Annotated in this window: 16 protein-coding genes; 3 read left to right on the forward strand and 13 right to left on the reverse strand. The window is 59.4% G+C overall.

The window, feature by feature from the left end; translation table 11 throughout:
• Positions 1-19: 19 nt before the first annotated feature.
• The 13 genes from bamA to BJ928_RS26515 form a co-directional block, all read right to left on the reverse strand.
• Positions 20-2,362: an outer membrane protein assembly factor BamA gene (gene bamA / locus BJ928_RS26455; protein ID WP_047633291.1), complete on the reverse strand. Its 2,343-nt coding sequence runs from the start codon at positions 2,360-2,362 to the stop codon at positions 20-22.
• A gap of 195 nt (positions 2,363-2,557) precedes the next feature.
• Positions 2,558-4,231, reverse strand: a complete 1,674-nt coding sequence (gene rseP, locus BJ928_RS26460) for an RIP metalloprotease RseP (protein WP_047633290.1) — start codon at positions 4,229-4,231, stop codon at positions 2,558-2,560.
• 24 nt (positions 4,232-4,255) lie between these two features.
• Positions 4,256-5,089 carry a phosphatidate cytidylyltransferase gene (locus BJ928_RS26465; protein WP_047633289.1) on the reverse strand — a complete coding sequence of 278 codons (834 nt, stop codon included), beginning with the start codon at positions 5,087-5,089 and terminating at the stop codon, positions 4,256-4,258.
• On the reverse strand, positions 5,089-5,880 hold the full coding sequence (locus tag BJ928_RS26470; protein ID WP_281024155.1) for an isoprenyl transferase: 792 nt from the start codon (positions 5,878-5,880) through the stop codon (positions 5,089-5,091). The genes BJ928_RS26465 and BJ928_RS26470 overlap by 1 nt, the downstream gene beginning before the upstream one ends.
• A 64-nt stretch (positions 5,881-5,944) precedes the next feature.
• Complete coding sequence (frr, locus tag BJ928_RS26475; RefSeq protein WP_047633287.1) at positions 5,945-6,505, reverse strand: ribosome recycling factor; 561 nt, start codon at positions 6,503-6,505, stop codon at positions 5,945-5,947.
• A gap of 55 nt (positions 6,506-6,560) precedes the next feature.
• A complete protein-coding gene (gene pyrH, locus BJ928_RS26480; protein WP_047633286.1) occupies positions 6,561-7,280 on the reverse strand; it encodes a UMP kinase in 720 nt (239 codons plus the stop codon).
• Between the two features lie 136 nt (positions 7,281-7,416).
• The gene (gene tsf, locus BJ928_RS26485; protein ID WP_047633285.1) at positions 7,417-8,343 is read right to left on the reverse strand and encodes a translation elongation factor Ts; all 927 of its coding nucleotides are present in this window, start codon (positions 8,341-8,343) and stop codon (positions 7,417-7,419) included.
• Between the two features lie 270 nt (positions 8,344-8,613).
• Positions 8,614-9,381, reverse strand: a complete 768-nt coding sequence (gene rpsB, locus BJ928_RS26490; RefSeq protein ID WP_047633284.1) for a 30S ribosomal protein S2 — start codon at positions 9,379-9,381, stop codon at positions 8,614-8,616.
• 188 nt (positions 9,382-9,569) lie between these two features.
• Positions 9,570-10,676: a substrate-binding domain-containing protein gene (locus BJ928_RS26495; protein ID WP_047633283.1), complete on the reverse strand. Its 1,107-nt coding sequence runs from the start codon at positions 10,674-10,676 to the stop codon at positions 9,570-9,572.
• Positions 10,676-11,293: a 5-bromo-4-chloroindolyl phosphate hydrolysis family protein gene (locus tag BJ928_RS26500; protein WP_047633282.1), complete on the reverse strand. Its 618-nt coding sequence runs from the start codon at positions 11,291-11,293 to the stop codon at positions 10,676-10,678. Before BJ928_RS26500 ends, BJ928_RS26495 begins: the two co-directional genes overlap by 1 nt.
• A gap of 7 nt (positions 11,294-11,300) precedes the next feature.
• On the reverse strand, positions 11,301-12,875 hold the full coding sequence (locus BJ928_RS26505; protein WP_047633281.1) for a VWA domain-containing protein: 1,575 nt from the start codon (positions 12,873-12,875) through the stop codon (positions 11,301-11,303).
• 5 nt (positions 12,876-12,880) lie between these two features.
• Positions 12,881-13,960, reverse strand: a complete 1,080-nt coding sequence (locus tag BJ928_RS26510; RefSeq protein WP_047633280.1) for a toxic anion resistance protein — start codon at positions 13,958-13,960, stop codon at positions 12,881-12,883.
• Between the two features lie 215 nt (positions 13,961-14,175).
• Positions 14,176-15,003, reverse strand: coding sequence for a cell envelope integrity EipB family protein (locus tag BJ928_RS26515; RefSeq protein WP_047633279.1), 828 nt, complete (start codon positions 15,001-15,003; stop codon positions 14,176-14,178).
• Positions 15,004-15,138: 135 nt separating this feature from the next.
• Here BJ928_RS26515 and BJ928_RS26520 point away from each other — a divergent pair, with 135 nt between their 5' ends.
• From BJ928_RS26520 to BJ928_RS26530, 3 genes are all read left to right on the forward strand, one after another.
• On the forward strand, positions 15,139-15,606 hold the full coding sequence (locus BJ928_RS26520) for a RidA family protein (RefSeq protein ID WP_047633278.1): 468 nt from the start codon (positions 15,139-15,141) through the stop codon (positions 15,604-15,606).
• Positions 15,606-16,325 (forward strand): glycerophosphodiester phosphodiesterase, encoded by a 720-nt coding sequence (locus tag BJ928_RS26525; protein WP_047633277.1) that lies wholly within the window; start codon positions 15,606-15,608, stop codon positions 16,323-16,325. The genes BJ928_RS26520 and BJ928_RS26525 overlap by 1 nt, the downstream gene beginning before the upstream one ends.
• Before the next feature lie 123 nt (positions 16,326-16,448).
• Entirely contained in the window at positions 16,449-17,636 is a 1,188-nt protein-coding gene (locus BJ928_RS26530) for a GNAT family N-acetyltransferase (RefSeq protein WP_047633276.1), read from the forward strand.
• Positions 17,637-17,722: the final 86 nt, after the last annotated feature.

Raw genomic sequence — 17,722 nt, forward strand, 5'->3', positions numbered from 1 at the left:
AAGTTCTGGACTGCCGATATCAGAACTGGTTGGCGATGCCAAACCGGAAATTCTCAACCTGGTCGTAATCCTGCTTGAGAACCGGCACAGCATAGTCAACGCGAATGACACCGAACGGCGACGACCAAATCAGACCCGCGCCGAGCGAGGCTCGGATCGAGCTGTCGTTGTAAACCGCATCGCCGAAGGAATTCGCCTTGTTGCCATAGAGCGTACCCGCATCCGCGAATGCTGCGATACGCAGACCGATATCCTGCGGTATGCCTGGCATCGGCATGCTGGCTTCAGCCGAAGCGGTGAAGTAGGTCGTGCCACCGAGCGGGTTGTTGTCGTTATTGCCGACGCGCGGACCGATACCGGCATTCTGGAAGCCGCGGATTTCACGGCCACCAAGCGTGAACTGGTCAAAGACGTTCAGCTTGCTGCCATCCGTCGGCATCACGTAACCCGCACCGATCGTCAGCGAGCCGATGATATCGGCTTCGTCGCTGATCATCTTGTAGTAACGGGCCTTGCCGCTCAGCTTGTAGAAGTTGGAGTCGCCGCCGAGACCCGCAAATTCATGCGTGAACTTGGCGATGATACCTTCACGCGGCAGATTCTGGTCATCCAGCGTGTTGTAGGTGAAGGTCTGCGAAACCGTCGACTGAACCCACGGGCCGTTCTCAATGAGATTGACATAGGCGCGTGAAAGATTGTCCTGCCAATCGTTCGTGCCGTCATAGGTCAGGCGCTTGTAGTTATAGCGCAGGGTCGTCGCCAGGTTCTCGGTGATCGGCGCGGTGACGCGCAGCGAGAAGCCTTCCTCCGAATAGTCGTAGTAATCGGCGCTCGACGTCTGGTTTTTAAAGATATCGAAACCTGCAGCAAGACGATAACCGAGGAAGTAAGGCTCGGTGAACGAGATGTTGTAGGTACGATTGCCTTCCGTACCGGCACCTGCAGCAAGACGGATGTACTGACCGCGGCCGAGGAAGTTCTTTTCTTCGACCGAAGCCTCCAGCAGCAGACCACCATTGTTGCCGACGGCGTAACCGGCACCGATACCGAACGAGCCGGTCGGCTGGTCTTCGACGTTGACGATGACGATGACGCGGTCCGGAGCGCTGCCCTGTGCCGTCGAGATATCGACCTTGGTGAAATAACCCAGCGCATCAAGACGACGCTTGGCGCGGGTGATCATTTCCTGGTTGAAGGCATCACCTTCGTTGAGATCGAACTCGCGGCGAATGACGTAATCACGCGTACGGGTATTGCCGCGGATTTCGATACGCTCGACATAGGCGCGCTCGCCCTGATCGACGAGATATTCGATGCCGATGGTATGACCCGTGAGATCACGATTGCCACGCGGCGTGATGCGGGCGAACGGATAGCCGGCAGCCGCGACACGCTTGGAAATGTTCTCGATCGAAGTCTGGATATCCTTGGCGCTATAGGTATCGCCCTTGTGGGTGATGACGAGACCCTTCAGTTCGTCGGCATTGATGCCGTCGACCGTCGAGATGACATTGATGTCGCCGTAGGTATAACGCGGGCCTTCATCGACATTGAAGTTCAGCGTGTATTCATTGCTCTGCTCATTCAGCGTCGCATCGGCGCTGATAACGCGGAAATCGGCGTAACCATGGTTGTAGTAGAACTGGCGCAGCTGATCCTGGTCGCTCTGCAGACGCTCGGGCGTATAGACGTCCTTACGCGTGAGGAACGACAGGAAATTGCTCTTCTTGGTGCTGATGACCGAAGCGAGACGGCCGCTGCCGTAAGCCTGGTTGCCCGAGAAATTGATCTTGTCGATCTTGGTACGATCGCCCTCGTTGACGACGAAGGCCACATTCAGGCGGCCCGGCGCGACTTCGGCGGTCTGCGTCGTTACCTGGACATCGTTACGACCGATGGATGCATAGGCATCCTTGATGGTCTTGACGTCAGCCTGGACGGTCGCCTCGTTATACGGGCCTGCCGCATGGGTCTGGATGATGCCCTGAAGCTTGTCATCCTTGATCTTGCGGTTGCCGTTGAAGACGACAGCATTGATGAGCTTGTTTTCCTGAACCGATACGACCAGCGTGCTGCCCGATACGGTGATGTGGACATCGGAGAAATATCCGGTGGCATAAAGCTGCTTCACCGAAGCGTCGATATCGCTGGGAGAGAAGCTCTTACCGGGCTTAATAGTGATATTGTCCCGGACAGCCGTCTCGCCGACACGCCCAGCACCGCGAACATCGACCCGCTGAATGACAGCTGCTTCCGCGACTGAAACAGAGGCAAGGGTGATCACACCAGCGCCCGACGCAACAACACCTGCAGACAGCGCTACCGCCGACACTGCGTTCAAAAATTTTGAACCAGCCTTCATTTCACTTCTTACCTTTTTTCAATCGTCCCCAGCCTCGAGCGAACCCGATTCCGGCCACGTGTGTCGTTTTACCCGCTTTTGACATACAAGCAAGGGAGCACGTTAATTTCTGTTTACTTCATTTCAAAGCGTGGCCCATTCGCCACTACGGCTTTGAAACATCGTAAATAAATCGTAATTTCCTCTCGTGTCCCACTAGCCTATTCTGGAACTGATATCGTTCCAGGTCGCAAACACCATGAGTGAGAGCACCATCGCAAATCCGATCCGGAAAGCGATATCCTGTGCCCGTGCACCCAAGGGTTTTCCCCTTACGGCTTCAATCGCATAGAACATCAGATGGCCGCCATCAAGTACCGGCACCGGCATCAAATTTAATAACCCTATTGAAACAGAAAGTATGGCGGCGAATTGGAGCACCGCCGCAAAACCCAAGGTTGCCATCTGCCCAGACAATTGTGCAACCCTGATCGGCCCTCCAAGCTGATCGGCCTTCATGTATCCGCCGATGACATTGCCGATATATTCGAAGGTGCCGGAAACGATGCTGCCGGTCTGCTTTACGCCTTCGGCAAGCGCCTGCAGCGGCCCATAGGCCTCGTAACGCAGCCTTATCGGCTTCTGACCGTCGCCGATGCCGATCGTGGCAATCTCCGTCCGAGCGCCGAAGACATCCGTTTCTTCCGACTTTTTCGGCGTCACCGCCACGTCGCGCGTCTGGCCGTTGCGTCTGACCGCCAACGTTATCTGCTTGTCGGCGTGAGCCGCTGCAAAACGCTGTACCTCGCCGATCGAGCCGACTTCCCGTCCATCCACAGAAAGAATACGGTCGCCGACTTCAAGACCCGCTGTCTGAGCAGGACCGTCGGAACCTATCGAGGCGATAAGCGGATCAATCGGCGCAATGCCTATGCTGCCGACATCCTTCTTGCTGCCGGACGCATCGGTATCCATCAATGTCTCGGGCACTATCGGGAAATCGCGGATTACACCATTGCGCTGTATGGTCAGCACGACGCTCTTGCCCGGATGCTCGGCGATGTAGCGACCGATATCGTAATAGGTGGCGGCATTGTTGCCATCGACCGCGATCAGGCGGTCTCCTGCCTGCACACCGGCCTTTGCCGCGGGCCCGGACGGCTCCACAGTCGTTACGACAGGGTCGACAAGCGCGATGCCGATGCGGCCCATCTCCATCTTGTTGCCGAATTGGTCCGTGTCCTCGACCAGTTTCGGAACGATACGAAAATCGCGATTCTGACCGTCGCGGTCGACAGTCAGAGTGATAGTGCGGCCCGGACGCAGCCCGACATAGCGTTGCACTTCATCGAAAGTCGTCACTTTGTTGCCGTCGACGGCAATCAGGCGGTCGCCCGGCTCGATACCGGCTTCCGCGGCAGCGCCGTCGCGTGTCACCATGGCCACGACAGGGTCGGCAACCGTGCGGCCATAGACGCTGAAGAGGACGGCAAAAATCACGATGGCGAGCAGGAAATTGGCGATGGGGCCGGCTGCGACGGTTGCCGCCCGCTTCCAGAGCTTGGCCCCGGCAAAAGATTGGGCGCGCTCCTCCTCCGTCATCGTAGCAAGCTGATCCACGTCGGTCTTGCTGGAGGCATCTTCGTCGCCGAAGAATCGCACGTAGCCGCCGAGCGGAATGAGGGAAAGCTTCCAGCGCGTGCCGTGCCTGTCGGTAAATCCGGCGATCTCCGGCCCGAAGCCGATCGAGAAGGCCATGATGCGAATGCCGGACCAGCGGCCGACCAGATAATGGCCCATTTCGTGCACAAAGACGAGCAACGACAGCACAAAGACGAAAGTGATGACGTTGTTCGTCAAGAAACCGATGAAGCCAGCCGCGCTACCCATGCAACGATCCTGTTCGTGTTAGTATCAGACCCCGAGCAGAACGCCGCCCAATGAAAAGGTCTCGCCGCTCATTGTCAGCGATATTACGATAGCCAACAAAAACGCTGCAAAACAAGCAAAAATTAGTCCATCGACCCGATCCATGACGCCGCCATGGCCGGGAATCAGGTGGCTGGAGTCTTTCACGCCAAATTTGCGCTTTATAAACGACTCGAAAAGGTCACCGATCTGGCTGCAGATGGAAAGCACCAGGGCGAGGAGAGGAATCCACAAATCATCGGCGGAAAAGAAGCTCCAGACCACCGCCGTTCCCGCGATGACGGCCGCGATGGCGCCGCCGATCGCGCCTGACCATGTCTTGCCCGGCGATATGCGCGGCGCCAGTTTCGGCCCACCGATGGCGCGGCCGACGAAATAGGCGAAAATGTCCGTCGCCCAGACCGTCGCAAAGACGAACAGCATCAGCACGAAGCCGCGAAAATCGTCGTCGCGAATCTCGGCAAGGGCGATCGCCGTCAATCCGGCATAGAGTATGCCGCCCGGCAGCCACCAGCCCTTGTTGCGTATCGCAACCATGATTGCGGCGACTGCGATGAAGGCGACCATAACCTCGATGGAATAGACCGATTCGCTCAAAGCCGTGGCGCCGGCTATCAGCACGACCCCGAGCCAGCCGAGCGCGTTTCCCTGCGGATCACGGCCATGCAGGTCCGCTATCGTCGACCATTCATAATAGACGAGCAAGCCGATCACCGCCGCCAGCAGGCGAAAGACCGAGCCGCCATGCCATGTGGCCACAAGAACGATGACGGCGAGAATGATGCCGGAGACTATGCGCAGCCTGAGTTCGCGAGTCATCAGGAACCCACGGCCGCCGCCTGCTTACCGGAAAGGCCGCCAAAGCGCCGGTCGCGCGCTGCATATTTCTCAAGCGCTGCGAAAAATAAATCGCGGCTGAAATCGGGCCAGTAGTCCGGCACGAACATGAATTCCGAATAGGCGGCCTGCCAGAGCAGGAAATTCGACAGTCGCTCCTCGCCGCTCGTACGGATGATGAGATCCGGATCGGGAATACCGGCCGTATCCAGTCGGGCGTCGACCAGCTCCGGTGTGATATCCTGCGGGCGCAGCCGCCCCGCCTCGACATCCTTTGCCAGACTTGCAAAGGCACGCGTGATCTCGTCGCGCGAGCCGTAATTGAAGGCGATGACCAGAGTCAGCGCCGTATTGTTCCTGGTGGTCTCCTCTGCCTCGATCAGCAAGGGCAGAATATCGCCGCGCAGGCCGGTGCGATCGCCGATGACGCGGATACGCACGTTCTGGCGATGAAGTTCGGCAAGATCCCGCCGGATGAAAGCCTTGAGGAGGCCGAGGAGATCGCTCACCTCCGCCTCGGGGCGACGCCAGTTTTCCGAGGAAAAGGCAAAAAGCGTCAGATATTTGATGCCGATATCGCCGGCCGCCCGTACCGTCTCACGAACCGCCTCCACGCCCTTGCGATGGCCCATGGTGCGCGGCAGTCCGCGCGCATTGGCCCAGCGACCGTTGCCATCCATGATGATGGCAACGTGTTCGGGTACGACAGAGAACGTAGGAGCTGACATATGGGTCCGGTTTCGTTCGGCGGAAAGATGCTCTGGCCTCGTAATCTAGGGCGCAGCCGCCGCTTTCAATATTGCGAAAATCGAAAGCGCGACACTCCCCAGCATACGATCAGACCTGCATGATTTCCTTTTCTTTGTCGGCTAGCAAGCGGTCGATTTCCGAAATCGTCTCATCCGTCATCTTCTGCACACGTTCGGAGAGAGAGCGGCTTTCATCTTGACCGATTACGCCATCTTTTTCGGCCTTTTTGAGGCCATCCATGCCGTCGCGGCGGACATGGCGAATCGCCACCTTCGCCTTTTCGGCATATTCATGGGCAACCTTCACCAGCGAGCGGCGGCGCTCTTCATTGAGCTCCGGCAACGGAATGCGCAGGTTCTGACCATCGACGATCGGATTGAGACCGAGATTGGATTCGCGAATCGAGCGCTCGACGGCGCCGACCATCGACTTGTCCCAGACGGACACGGTCAGCATGCGAGGTTCCGGCACGGTGATGTTCGCCACCTGGTTCAGCGGCATGCGCGAGCCATAGGCTTCGATCGTGACCGGATCGAGGATGTTGGCGGATGCGCGGCCGGTGCGCAGCGAGGCGATATCGCTCTTGAATGCCGCGATGGCGCCGTCCATGCGGCGCTTCAGTTCCTTGAGGTCGGTGCCTTCACTCATGTTTATACTCCCGTCAAATAAGGCGACGCCGGGCACACCCGGCGCCACAGGAACGTCAATTGTCTGATACGATGGTCTTACGGCCGCCGCCGGTCAAGATTTCCGCGAAGCCGCCCTTCTCGTGAATGGAGAAGACGACGATCGGAATGGAATTTTCGCGTGCAAGCGCCACGGCGGCAACGTCCATAACAGCAAGCCCCTTTTCGAGCACCTGACTGTGGGTCAGATGGTCAAAGCGCTCGGCATCGGGGAACTTCTTCGGGTCGGCGGAATAGATGCCGTCGACCTGGGTGCCCTTGAAGATCGCCTCGGCGCCCATTTCGGCGGCGCGCAGCGCTGCGGCGGAATCGGTCGTGAAGAACGGGTTGCCGGTGCCGCCGGCAAAGATCACCACGCGGCCGAGCGAAAGATGATAGAGCGTGGCGCGCTGCGAGAAGCTTTCGCAGATTTCCGGCATGGAGATGGCCGAGAGCACGACGGTATCGATATCGAGCTTGCGCAGCGAGGTCGCGAGCGCCAGCGCATTGATGACGGTGCCGAGCATGCCCATATGGTCGCCGGTCACGCGGTCGCCGCCCTTGGAGGCCACGGCAACGCCGCGGAAAATATTGCCGCCGCCGACGACAACGCCGACCTCGACCCCCATCGCGCGCGCCTGCGCGATATCGCCGGCAATCCGGTCAGCGACGGTGACGTCGATACCGAAGCCCTGACTGCCCATTAGAGCTTCACCGGAGGCCTTCAGCAACACGCGCTTGTAGATCGGCTGGGACATCGTAGCTCCTTGAAGTGATCACCGGGGGAATGAATGTGAAAGCCGGATACACGAAGGGCACCGCGTTGTCACGCGATGCCCATACGTTTTCCCTGATATGGTTTCACCAAACCGGGATATGTCTTCTTTTCGCCAATCAGCCCTTGGCGACAGCGGCAACTTCGGCAGCGAAGTCGGTTTCTTCCTTCTCGACGCCTTCGCCGAGCAGCAGACGGGCCATGCCGACAACTTCGATCGAGGCGCCGGCGGTCTTTTCAGCTTCCTTGATGGCGGCACCGACCGTCAGGTCCGGGTTGATGACGAAAGCCTGCGAGAGAAGAGCGACTTCCTCGAAGAACTTGCGCATACGGCCTTCGACCATCTTCTCGATGATGGCTTCCGGCTTGCCGGATTCGCGGGACTGCTCGATGAAGACGTTGCGCTCGCGCTCGGCGACGGCGGCATCGACTTCTTCGGCGCGGATAGCGAGCGGGTTGGTAGCAGCAATGTGCATGGCAACCTGGCGGCCGATCGAGGTCAGAACGGCCTTGTCGCCGACAGACTTCAGGGCGACCAGAACGCCGAGCTTGCCGATGCCGTCGCCGGCAGCGTTGTGGATGTAGGTCGCAACGACGCCGTGCTCGACTTCCAGCTTGGCGGCACGACGGAGCGTCATGTTTTCGCCGATGGTTGCGATCGCGTCCTTGATGGTATCAACAACGGGCTTGCCGGATGCCGGATAGGTCGCAGCCGAAATGGCTTCGACGGTGCCGTCGGTGGACAGCGCAACTTCGGCGACGCCGCGAGCGAGGTCCTGGAAGGCATCGTTACGGGCAACGAAGTCGGTTTCAGAGTTGAGCTCGACGACAACAGCCTTGTGACCGGCGCCAGCAATGGCGATCAGGCCTTCGGCGGCGGTGCGGCCGGACTTCTTGTCGGCCTTGGAGATGCCCTTGGCGCGCAGCCAGTCGATCGCTGCTTCGATATCGCCGTTGGTTTCGGTCAGCGCCTTCTTGCAGTCCATCATGCCTGCGCCAGACTTTTCGCGCAGTTCCTTCACCAGTGCAGCCGTAATCTCGGTCATAAGCTTCCTCTTGTCGGTTCATACGGTGCGGCTGCGGTTTGAGCTTGAGCGGCACCGATTTGAGGGACGAAATGTACCCGTAAGTATGACAGCGTTATGAAGCAGCGTCATACTCTGGAATTCTGTTTGGAGCATGCCTGGATTTACCGCCCAGGCAAAACGTTATCCAAAACGCGATAAGGCCGCTCGAACTTGTTGAAGTCGCAAACGGCCTTATCCCGGATGTCATTGCGATTGGGCGGACAGTTTATTGCCCGCCGCAACGCGCGATCAGGCTTCGGTGCCGTCCGCCAGGGTCGGCTCGACCGGAGCTTCCTCGGAAGCGCCGAGGTCACGGCCCGATGCGCTCTGCTGGCGAGCGATACCGTCGATGGCAGCGCGCGAGATCAGGTCGCAGTAAAGAGCGATGGCGCGCGAGGCGTCGTCGTTGCCCGGGATCGGATAATCGATCAGGTCCGGATCGCAGTTCGAGTCGATGATGGCGACAACCGGGATGCCGAGGCGCTTGGCTTCGTCGATCGCGATCTTTTCCTTGTTGGTGTCGATGATGAACATCAGGTCCGGCGTGCCGCCCATGTCCTTGATACCGCCGAGGGCCTTGTCGAGCTTTTCGCGTTCGCGCTCGAGGTTCAGACGCTCCTTCTTGGTGAAGCCCTGGGCTTCGCCGGAGAGGATTTCGTCGAGCTTGCGCAGACGCTGGATCGAGTTGGAGATCGTCTTCCAGTTGGTCATCATGCCGCCGAGCCAGCGGGCGTTGACGTAGTACTGAGCCGAGCGCTTTGCGCTGTCGGCGATCAGTTCGGACGCCTGACGCTTGGTGCCGACGAACAGAACGCGGCCGCCACGGGCAACGGTGTCGCTGACAACCTGCAGAGCGCGGCTCAGCATCGGAACCGTCTGAGCGAGGTCGATGATGTGGATGTTGTTACGATCGCCGAAAATGTACGGCTTCATCTTCGGGTTCCAGCGGTGCGTCTGGTGGCCGAAGTGAACACCTGCTTCGAGAAGCTGGCGCATAGAAAAATCGGGCAATGCCATGCCTTTGTATCCTTTTCCGGTTGAACCTCCGCAAGGCGAACAGCATCCTCTTCGAGAATGCCACCGGGCGGAAAAATCCGGATTTCTCCCGGACAATCCCATGCCTTACGTGTGGAATGCGGGTGCCCATACATTCGATTCGCTTGGAATGCAAGGCTTTTGAAGCAAAAAGCTACCTCGCCCTGCCCTCAGCTTGCGAGTTTGTCGAGCAGAGCCAGCATGACATTGGCATCCGGCATCGGCAATACGGCATCGATCTCGGCCGGCAACAGGCCGGCAATCGCGCTGTCGGCGTTGCCTGTCGCGGTGCCGAGCGGCCCGCGGAAGCCGTGCTTGGTCCAGGCGAGCTCCTGCAATCGTGGACTGATGAGAGCCTCGATCATGCGATCGACCTGTTCGTCGATGGCGATGAGGGGATGAGCCGAATAGACGGTCGGATGCGGATAGAGCACGACGGGCTTGGCGCTATTGCTCGCCTGAACCCTCTTCCAACGCTGCGGATCGGCGATGATCCACTCCACCAGCTGATTCTCATAACCGACGATCATCGGTTCGCCACCAATGCCGCCTGCGAGATACTGTTCGAACAGCTTGCCCGAGGACGACGACTTGAAGCCCATGTTGCGGAAGATGGCTTGCGCCTTGTCGCCGAACTGCGCGAGACCGTCAGCGCTCGCCACATTGCCGCTCAGGAGGCTTAGCACCAGACCGGAGAACATGAAGCCGGAGTTCGAGCGATTAGGATCGGTCGACACGATTCTGGCTTGGCCATAGAGCGAGTTAACGCCGAGCTTCGACCAGTTCGTGCCGGCGAGCACGGCATCCAGCAATGCCTTCAGATCAAGCTGGTGCTGCCCTTCCGGCGTCGTCGTCACGAGTCCTGCCTTGGTCAACCCATCGACCACGGGCTGCCAGGAGTAGACGACGACGGGCGTATTGAGAATGACACGATCGTTGCGAATCTTGATGCCGCCCTGCCGCGCGATATCGACCATGATCGACGAGGAAGGCCAGAGAAATGCGGGATTCTGCGACAAAAGCGCCTGCTCGCGCACCATTTCGACCGAGCCGGCGACGCGGCTGTTGATTTCGAGCCCATGGCTATGCAGTGCCGAGATCACGTCGCTGTCGGCGAGAAATGCCTCCTTCTCACCGCCGATGAAGCCGAACAGCTTCGTGCGATTGCCGAGCAGCCCCTGCAGCTCCGGCCGGTCCTTGACGGCGAAATAGCCGCCGGTTCCTGCGACACCGGCGGCAAGAAGCCCTACTCCAAAAGCGCGGCGGGAAATGGCCATCAGCGTCCTATATCCTCTTTGAGCGAGGCCTGTATGAGGCGCAGCTCCGTATCAAGCGTATCGAGCCTGTCTTCGACCAGACTGTCGGAATAGTGAACGAAAGCGTCTTCCAGCTTGGTCAGAACGAGGCCGACCTCCTGCAGGCGCGCGGCATCCGGCTGGCGCTTCGCCTCGATCACCGCGAAACCTTCCGCGACTTCAGCCGCCCTCGGCAAATAATAGCTGAGGAACCGCCTGACGGTGCCTGCGCTTTCCGGATTGGCCTCCACCTTGGCAAAGACGTCCGCGGCAATTTCCGCTAGATGCCGCACCCGTTTTGCCACATCCTTGCTGCCGATCTGTCTTGCCGATGCCTCGAGCCTCTCGGCGGCCGGTGCCGCCGTGCTCAACAGATCGCGGGCAAACTCCATACGTCCCCTGCCGATCGCCTTGGCATCCAGCCCCTCGAACATGCGCTTGGGCGCAAGGACGAAGATCAGGCCGACGAAGACCAGAAGACCGATGATCGCGGCGATCCATATCGGCATCCCCGCAAGGAAGCTGAGCACAGGAACGACGATCGCAGCGGCAAGCCCCGCCACGATCCAGTTCCAGTCATTGCCGAACCAATTGCGCATTATCGTCCTAGTTATAGCCGCGCACCGCCCGGAATGCGCTGACCAGATCGCCACGGCCGTCGAAGACGCGCGCCGAGGTTTCCTGTGCGAGCGCATCGAGCTGCCGCTTGTCCGCATCGCCGAAGGTGATGCCGAATACGGGCACATGCGGGCTCACGGAGGCCCATCGGCTCATAAAATCGCCATTGGCATCATCGGATTTTCCATCGGTCATGATGACGATCGCCGGGAGATAGGATGACAGATCACCCGTCTTTTTCATCCAGTCCAGCGCCCTGCTCGCGCAGGCATACATATCCGTACCGCCGCCGGCACGCTGGCGGGAGACCCGGTCGACCAGCAATTTCTGCTGAGCCGGGTTTCCGGTGCCCTCGTAGGTGGTGCGCACGTTGGCGTCGAAGGGAATGACCATGATGCGGTCGGCCGGCGTCCATTGCGCTAGCACCTTGCCGGTTTCATCCGGATTGAACAGGAACCGCATGGCCGCCTGCAGCTGTTCTTCGCCCTTGCCCCCCATCGAGCCCGAAAAATCGAGGCAGAGAGCCGTCAACGACGGCTTGCGCAGCGCCACCTGATAGAGATCCAGCGCCTGGCGGATCATGGCGGGCTCCGGCATGCGGATCGCCGTCACGATCCGGGTCGGATCGAAATTCCATGCTGGGTCCGGTTTGGCGGCGATATCGGAAAGGGGAATACGGCGGCCCGTATCGGCGATGCGCTTCTGCACCGCAGCGGAGCGCAAATAGTCGACGAGCTGATTGAAGAAGGTCTCGACCTCCTGCCCTCGCCCATGATCGACGAAGCCGATCGGCGAATCGGCAACGACGACGCCATCGGCCGGGTAAATCGCGTAGAGCGGCTCCTTGCTCATGCCGGTGAGCTTGTCGTTGGTCTCCTTCAGGATCGCCTCGTAATTCCACATGGCGTCGTAGAGCACGCCCTTGCCGGCAGAATCCGTATAGAGATCCGCAAGCCAGCCCGACGAGCCGGAGGAACGTTCGACACCGCCAAGCAGCGCGCGCACCGCGCCCTGCACGTCGGGCTTGTCGAGATCGCCCGGCTCGATGACCGGCTTGTTGCCGAGCGCGCTCGACAGCATCGCGAGATAGGCGCTGGCGCCGGAATTGGATTGCGTCGCCGATGTCATGAGAAATTTCAGCGAGCCGTTCTTCACCGCCGCCAGTATGTCCTTCATATAGACCGGCTTGCCGACCCAGCCGAGCGCTTCGGCCTTGGATTTGCGCACGCCGAGAATGACGGGCATCTGCGCAACGGACGTCAGCGACTTCACCCGGCGCTTGGTATCGAACATGTCGACCCACACGCCCGACGCCGGCCAGACTGCGTCCTGCTCAACGCCTTTCTCACTCTGGAGAGCAAGGCCGATATCCAGGGTGCCCTCGTAGGTGAAGCTGCAGCTCGCCTTCTTTTCCTTGCAGAACTCCTCGACGATCGGCTGAAGAACCGTGTTTTCCGAGCCGGAGATAATCGAGAATTTCGGGCCTTGCCCGCCGACGTTGCAGCCGCTCAGCGCAAGAGCCGCCGCGAGCGTCAGGCCGGTAACGAATGTGCGGATTGTCATGCGAATTACCGCGCCTCGATCATTGCTTTCTTGAGCTCGATAGTCATTTTCTGCATCCGCTGCTCCGCCTCGGCCCGCTTGGCGCGGCCATCCTCCTGCACCTTCAGGACGCCACCGATCGTGTCGATCAGGTCGCGATTGGCGGCGGCGAGCGTGTCGATATCCACGATACCGCGCTGCGATTGCTGTTCTATGGCAATCGCCTGATCCTTCATCATCTTCGAAGCCTGGCGGATCATGTCGTTGGTGGCGTCGGTGACCGTCTTTTGCAGCTCGAGCGCCGATTTCTGCTGGGTGAGACCGAGCAGGATAACCATCTTCTGCTTCCATGCCGGCACGGTCAGCGCCGATGTCGCCTGCAGGTTCTCGATCAGGGTTTCATCACCCGCCTGGACGATGCGGATCTGCGGCAATTGCTGGATGCCAAGCTGGCGAGCCTGCTGCAGGTAGAAGACCCGCTTTTCCAGCCGATCGAGCGCCTGCAGACTATCCTGATAGACCTGCGCCTCCAGCATGCCGCCGCCGGGATTGGCCGAGGCAGCATCGGCAGCGCTCTTCAACCGGGGAAGTTCGATCGTGCGAAAGCGCTCGGCGAACGTCTTGCCGGCCTGCACATAGGCATCGAGCTGCACGATGGACTGCTTGGTTTCCTCATGCAGGTCGTCCAGAAGCGCGATATCACGACGCAGGACATCCTTATGGCGATCAAGCTCGAGACCGATGCGATCGATCTGGCCGGCCACGTCCTCGAACTGTTCCTTGAAACGCTCCAGCTTCGCCCTGAACGAGGAGAACATCCGCGACAGGAAACCCTCGTCCTTAAGCGAGGCCGGATCGAGCTTCTTCGACTTGACGATGATATCGGTCAAAAGCTTGCCGACTTCGCCGAGATCGCGATTGCGCACCTCGCGCAGGATGCGGTCGGAATAGTCGGAAACGGCCTGCTGGGCACGGTCGCCATAGACGGAAATGCCGGCGCGGTCGGTCAGGTCGATGCTGTCGCCGATGCGAGCGATCTCCGCCGGATCGGCGACGGCGACAGGCAGGCTATTGCTGGAACTGGCGGAGATATCGGTATTGCTCATAAGTCGTGCTTTCCTGTGCATGAACACGGAGCCGACCGCAAAAATTACCAACCGCCCCCAAGACGATCATTCCCCCGCGCGCCCCACTACAATTCCTGATCGGCGCGGGCAAAGACAGACTCACCCACACGTGCCGATCCTTTCACACCATAGTGAAACTTGGATCACAGTTTTATGACGATGATTTTACGTCCTGGGCGCAGCCCGTCCTGGGGCTATTGGCACGCCTTGGTATTGAGGACTTCAAGCTTGGTGAGCTTGCCGGTCAGCACAAAGTCACCATAGTCCATGGTGAGATCGCGCGTTATGCCGTTCTCGTAGAGCTTGAAGGACATGCGGTAGACTGGCGTGGCATCGCCCGTGGACTTTTCGTTGAAATAGGCGACGGTCACGGGCCAGAAAGGCGTCGTCGCAAAGGCGCCGGCTTTATCGGCATCGGGATCGTCCTTGCCCGGTGTCTGCTCCTTGCCGACAACGGTGGTCGCGATCAGCGGCTTGTCGCCATCATCGGAACCGTCGAAGACCTGCGCCTCGAAGAAATTCTTGCCGAGCTTCGCATTGTGGATGATGTCGAGCATATGCTCGGTCGGGAAGCGGCTTTCGATGATCTGGACCTGCTTGTTGTGCGGCTGCGTGAGGTCGACCTTGATGCCTTTCTGGTCGTCGCTTGCCGCACCGCGCACGTCCTTGTCGAGCTGGTTGTCCGTATAGGACTTGGTCTCGAAGCGGAACAGGCGCTTGCCGAGGTCTTCGAAGGTCGTCGTCTGCTGGTCGCTGACGCGGGTGGAATCGCCGGTATCGATCTTCGTCACGAAGCGGAAGTTGGTGGTGAAACCCGTGCAGTCGGAACCGTCGAACTCATAGACCATGCGGCCGACCATGCCGGAAATGCCGGAGCGGTCCGAGGCATCCTTGAGCTCGAGATCATACACGGCGCGATGCGCGATCAGCCCGCTCGGACCGGCCGGATAGGCCGCCGAAGTCCCCAGTGACAGAATGCCCAGCCCCGAAACAACGGTGGCTGCAAGACTCGAGCGGAACATTCATTATCTCCTGTTGGACTCGCACGCGATGTTATAAGAACGCTTTCGGCTGAAACGAGGCTGCCGATCCTAAGTGACGGAATTTAGTCTTGATGCCGGATTTTTGAAGTTTTTACAACAAAACGGGAGATGAAAATGTCCGACGCTATTGAGGGCCGCCTGAAGGAACTCGGCATCGTTCTGCCACAGGCTGCGGCACCGGCCGCCAACTATGTTCCCTACGTCATCAGCGGCAATCTTCTCTATCTCTCGGGCCAATTGCCGATGGAAAACGGCAAGATCGCCGTGACGGGTCATCTCGGCAAGAATGTCGACGTTGCCGGCGGCCAGCGCGCTGCCGAACTCTGCGCCATCAACATTCTCGCCCAGGCGAAGGCTGCCCTCGGCGGCGATCTCGGCCGCATCAAGCGCCTGATCAAGCTGAACGGTTTTGTCGCCTCGACCCCTGATTTCGTCGAACAACACCTTGTGATCAACGGCGCTTCCAATCTTCTCGCAAACGTACTCGGCGAAGCCGGCAAGCACGCCCGCGCCGCCGTCGGTATGGCAGCCCTGCCGCTGAACGCCGCCGTCGAAATCGATGCCATTCTGGAAATTGCCTGATGAGCAAGCTTGCCTGGTTGACCGAGCGTCCCGTCGCTCACCGCGGCTATCATGACATGAACAGGCAAGTCTGGGAGAACACGCTCTCAGCCTTCAGCCGCGCCGTCGAGGCAGGCTTCGCCATCGAGTGCGACCTGCACTACGCTTCGGACGGCGTTCCGGTCGTCTTCCATGACGACGACCTGCAGCGCGTCTGCAACCTGCCTGGCGAAGTGCGCGAGCGTACCTCGGCCGAACTCGGCCTGCTGTCGATCGGCGGCACCAAGGACAAGATCCCGACGCTGAAGCAGCTTCTGCAGCTTTGCGACGGCAAGGTGCCGCTGGTGCTGGAGCTGAAGGGACGCGAAGGCGATGACGAGGGCTTTGCGGAATCCGTGTTGGAAGTGCTCGAAGGCTACAAGGGACATGTGGCGCTCATGAGCTTCGACCATTGGTTGCTCAAGGACCTCAAAAGCCTGGAAGCATCCTACCCGGTCGGGCTTACAGCCGAAGGAAACAAGCCCGAGACATTTTTTCAGCATGACGAAGCCATGCATCTTGGGCTAGACTTCATCTCGTACTTCTACGGCCACCTGCCGAACCCCTTTGTCACGGCGCAGCGCCAGCGCGGTATTCCGGTCATCACCTGGACCGTGCGCGACGAAGCGGCCCGCAAACATACATTTGCCAATGCAGACCAGATGACCTTCGAAGGTTTTGACCCGCGCATAGTCTCGTAAATCGGGATCGATTGAAGGCGAGGCTTTGCGCAAACCCAAATTATCGCTGCGCCTGTGGCGCGTCCCCTTGGATGCATGGCGCAGCGGTGAGAGCCCTCCCTTCCTTCTTAGCGCAAGAATTTGATGACAGACGAATTATCCATTCGAGTCGAACGATCCTTCAAGAATATCGCCCCGGGAAGCTGGTCGAAGCTCGCCGGGGCATCCAGAACCGGCAGCGTGCTGCCATATAATCCCTTTGTCTCGCACGCCTTCCTCTCATCGCTTGAGGAGTCCGGCTCCGCGACCGACAAGACCGGCTGGCTTGGCAATCACCTGCTGCTGGAAAACGACGGCGGCGAATTGCTCGGTGCCGTCATCGGCTATCTGAAGAGCCACAGCCAGGGCGAATATGTCTTCGACCATGGCTGGGCCGACGCTTTCGAGCGAGCCGGTGGCCGGTACTATCCCAAGCTGCAATGCTCCATTCCCTTCACGCCCGCCACGGGACCGCGGCTCCTCGTCGCCGAGGGACAGGATCGCAGCGTACTGCAGCCTGCGCTGGCCGAAAGCCTCAAGGAAGTCACACGGCAGCTCGGCGTTTCCTCCGCGCACATCACTTTCCTGCCGGAAGAGGAAGCGTCCGTCTTCGAAGGCGATGGCTATCTGCACCGCACCGACCAGCAGTTTCACTTCATCAACGAGGGCTACGCTGATCACGACGCCTTTCTGGAGACGCTGGCGTCGCGCAAGCGCAAGGCACTGAAGAAAGAGCGGCGCGCGGCGGTCGAGCATGGGATCAGCATCGATTGGCTGACAGGAAGCGATCTCACCGAAAACATCTGGGATCAATTCTTCGCCTTCTATATGGATACCGGCAGCCGCAAATGGGGCCGCCCTTACCTCACCCGGAAATTCTATTCGCTGATCGGCGAGCGCATGCCTGACGACATCCTGCTCGTCATGGCCAAACGCGAGGGCCGCTATATCGCCGGCGCCATCAACTTCATCGGCGGAGAAACACTATATGGCCGGCACTGGGGCTGCATCGAGGATCATCCCTTCCTGCATTTCGAAGTCTGCTATCATCAGGCGATCGACTTTGCCCTCGACAAGGGGCTGAAGCGGGTGGAGGCCGGCGCACAGGGCGAACACAAGCTGGCGCGCGGCTATCTTCCGGTCATCACGCATTCGGCACATTATATCGGCCATCAGGGCCTGCGGCGCGCCGTTGCCGACTACCTGAAACAAGAGCGGGAACAGGTGGAGGAGATGAGCGAAATCCTCACTGAGCACAGCCCCTTCCGCAAAGGCGAACGGCAGGATATCTAGGGCTTTTCCGCTTTTCTTCGAATCGCGAAAACGCTCTATCTTTTTGTTTTTACGCAATTCCGGACGGAAAACCGCTATACACTTTT

The sequence above is a fragment of the Rhizobium sp. WW_1 genome (genome assembly GCF_003610155.1).
Classification (GTDB): domain Bacteria; phylum Pseudomonadota; class Alphaproteobacteria; order Rhizobiales; family Rhizobiaceae; genus Rhizobium; species Rhizobium tropici_A.

Coding starts and splice junctions, on each gene's coding strand:
- bamA (WP_047633291.1), bottom strand. CDS start 2,362: ATGAAGGCTGGTTCAAAATTTTTGAACGCAGTGTCGGCGGTAGCGCTG.
- rseP (WP_047633290.1), bottom strand. CDS start 4,231: ATGGGTAGCGCGGCTGGCTTCATCGGTTTCTTGACGAACAACGTCATC.
- BJ928_RS26465 (WP_047633289.1), bottom strand. CDS start 5,089: ATGACTCGCGAACTCAGGCTGCGCATAGTCTCCGGCATCATTCTCGCC.
- frr (WP_047633287.1), bottom strand. CDS start 6,505: ATGAGTGAAGGCACCGACCTCAAGGAACTGAAGCGCCGCATGGACGGC.
- pyrH (WP_047633286.1), bottom strand. CDS start 7,280: ATGTCCCAGCCGATCTACAAGCGCGTGTTGCTGAAGGCCTCCGGTGAA.
- tsf (WP_047633285.1), bottom strand. CDS start 8,343: ATGACCGAGATTACGGCTGCACTGGTGAAGGAACTGCGCGAAAAGTCT.
- rpsB (WP_047633284.1), bottom strand. CDS start 9,381: ATGGCATTGCCCGATTTTTCTATGCGCCAGCTTCTCGAAGCAGGTGTT.
- BJ928_RS26495 (WP_047633283.1), bottom strand. CDS start 10,676: ATGGCCATTTCCCGCCGCGCTTTTGGAGTAGGGCTTCTTGCCGCCGGT.
- BJ928_RS26500 (WP_047633282.1), bottom strand. CDS start 11,293: ATGCGCAATTGGTTCGGCAATGACTGGAACTGGATCGTGGCGGGGCTT.
- BJ928_RS26505 (WP_047633281.1), bottom strand. CDS start 12,875: ATGACAATCCGCACATTCGTTACCGGCCTGACGCTCGCGGCGGCTCTT.
- BJ928_RS26510 (WP_047633280.1), bottom strand. CDS start 13,960: ATGAGCAATACCGATATCTCCGCCAGTTCCAGCAATAGCCTGCCTGTC.
- BJ928_RS26515 (WP_047633279.1), bottom strand. CDS start 15,003: ATGTTCCGCTCGAGTCTTGCAGCCACCGTTGTTTCGGGGCTGGGCATT.
- BJ928_RS26520 (WP_047633278.1), top strand. CDS start 15,139: ATGTCCGACGCTATTGAGGGCCGCCTGAAGGAACTCGGCATCGTTCTG.
- BJ928_RS26525 (WP_047633277.1), top strand. CDS start 15,606: ATGAGCAAGCTTGCCTGGTTGACCGAGCGTCCCGTCGCTCACCGCGGC.
- BJ928_RS26530 (WP_047633276.1), top strand. CDS start 16,449: ATGACAGACGAATTATCCATTCGAGTCGAACGATCCTTCAAGAATATC.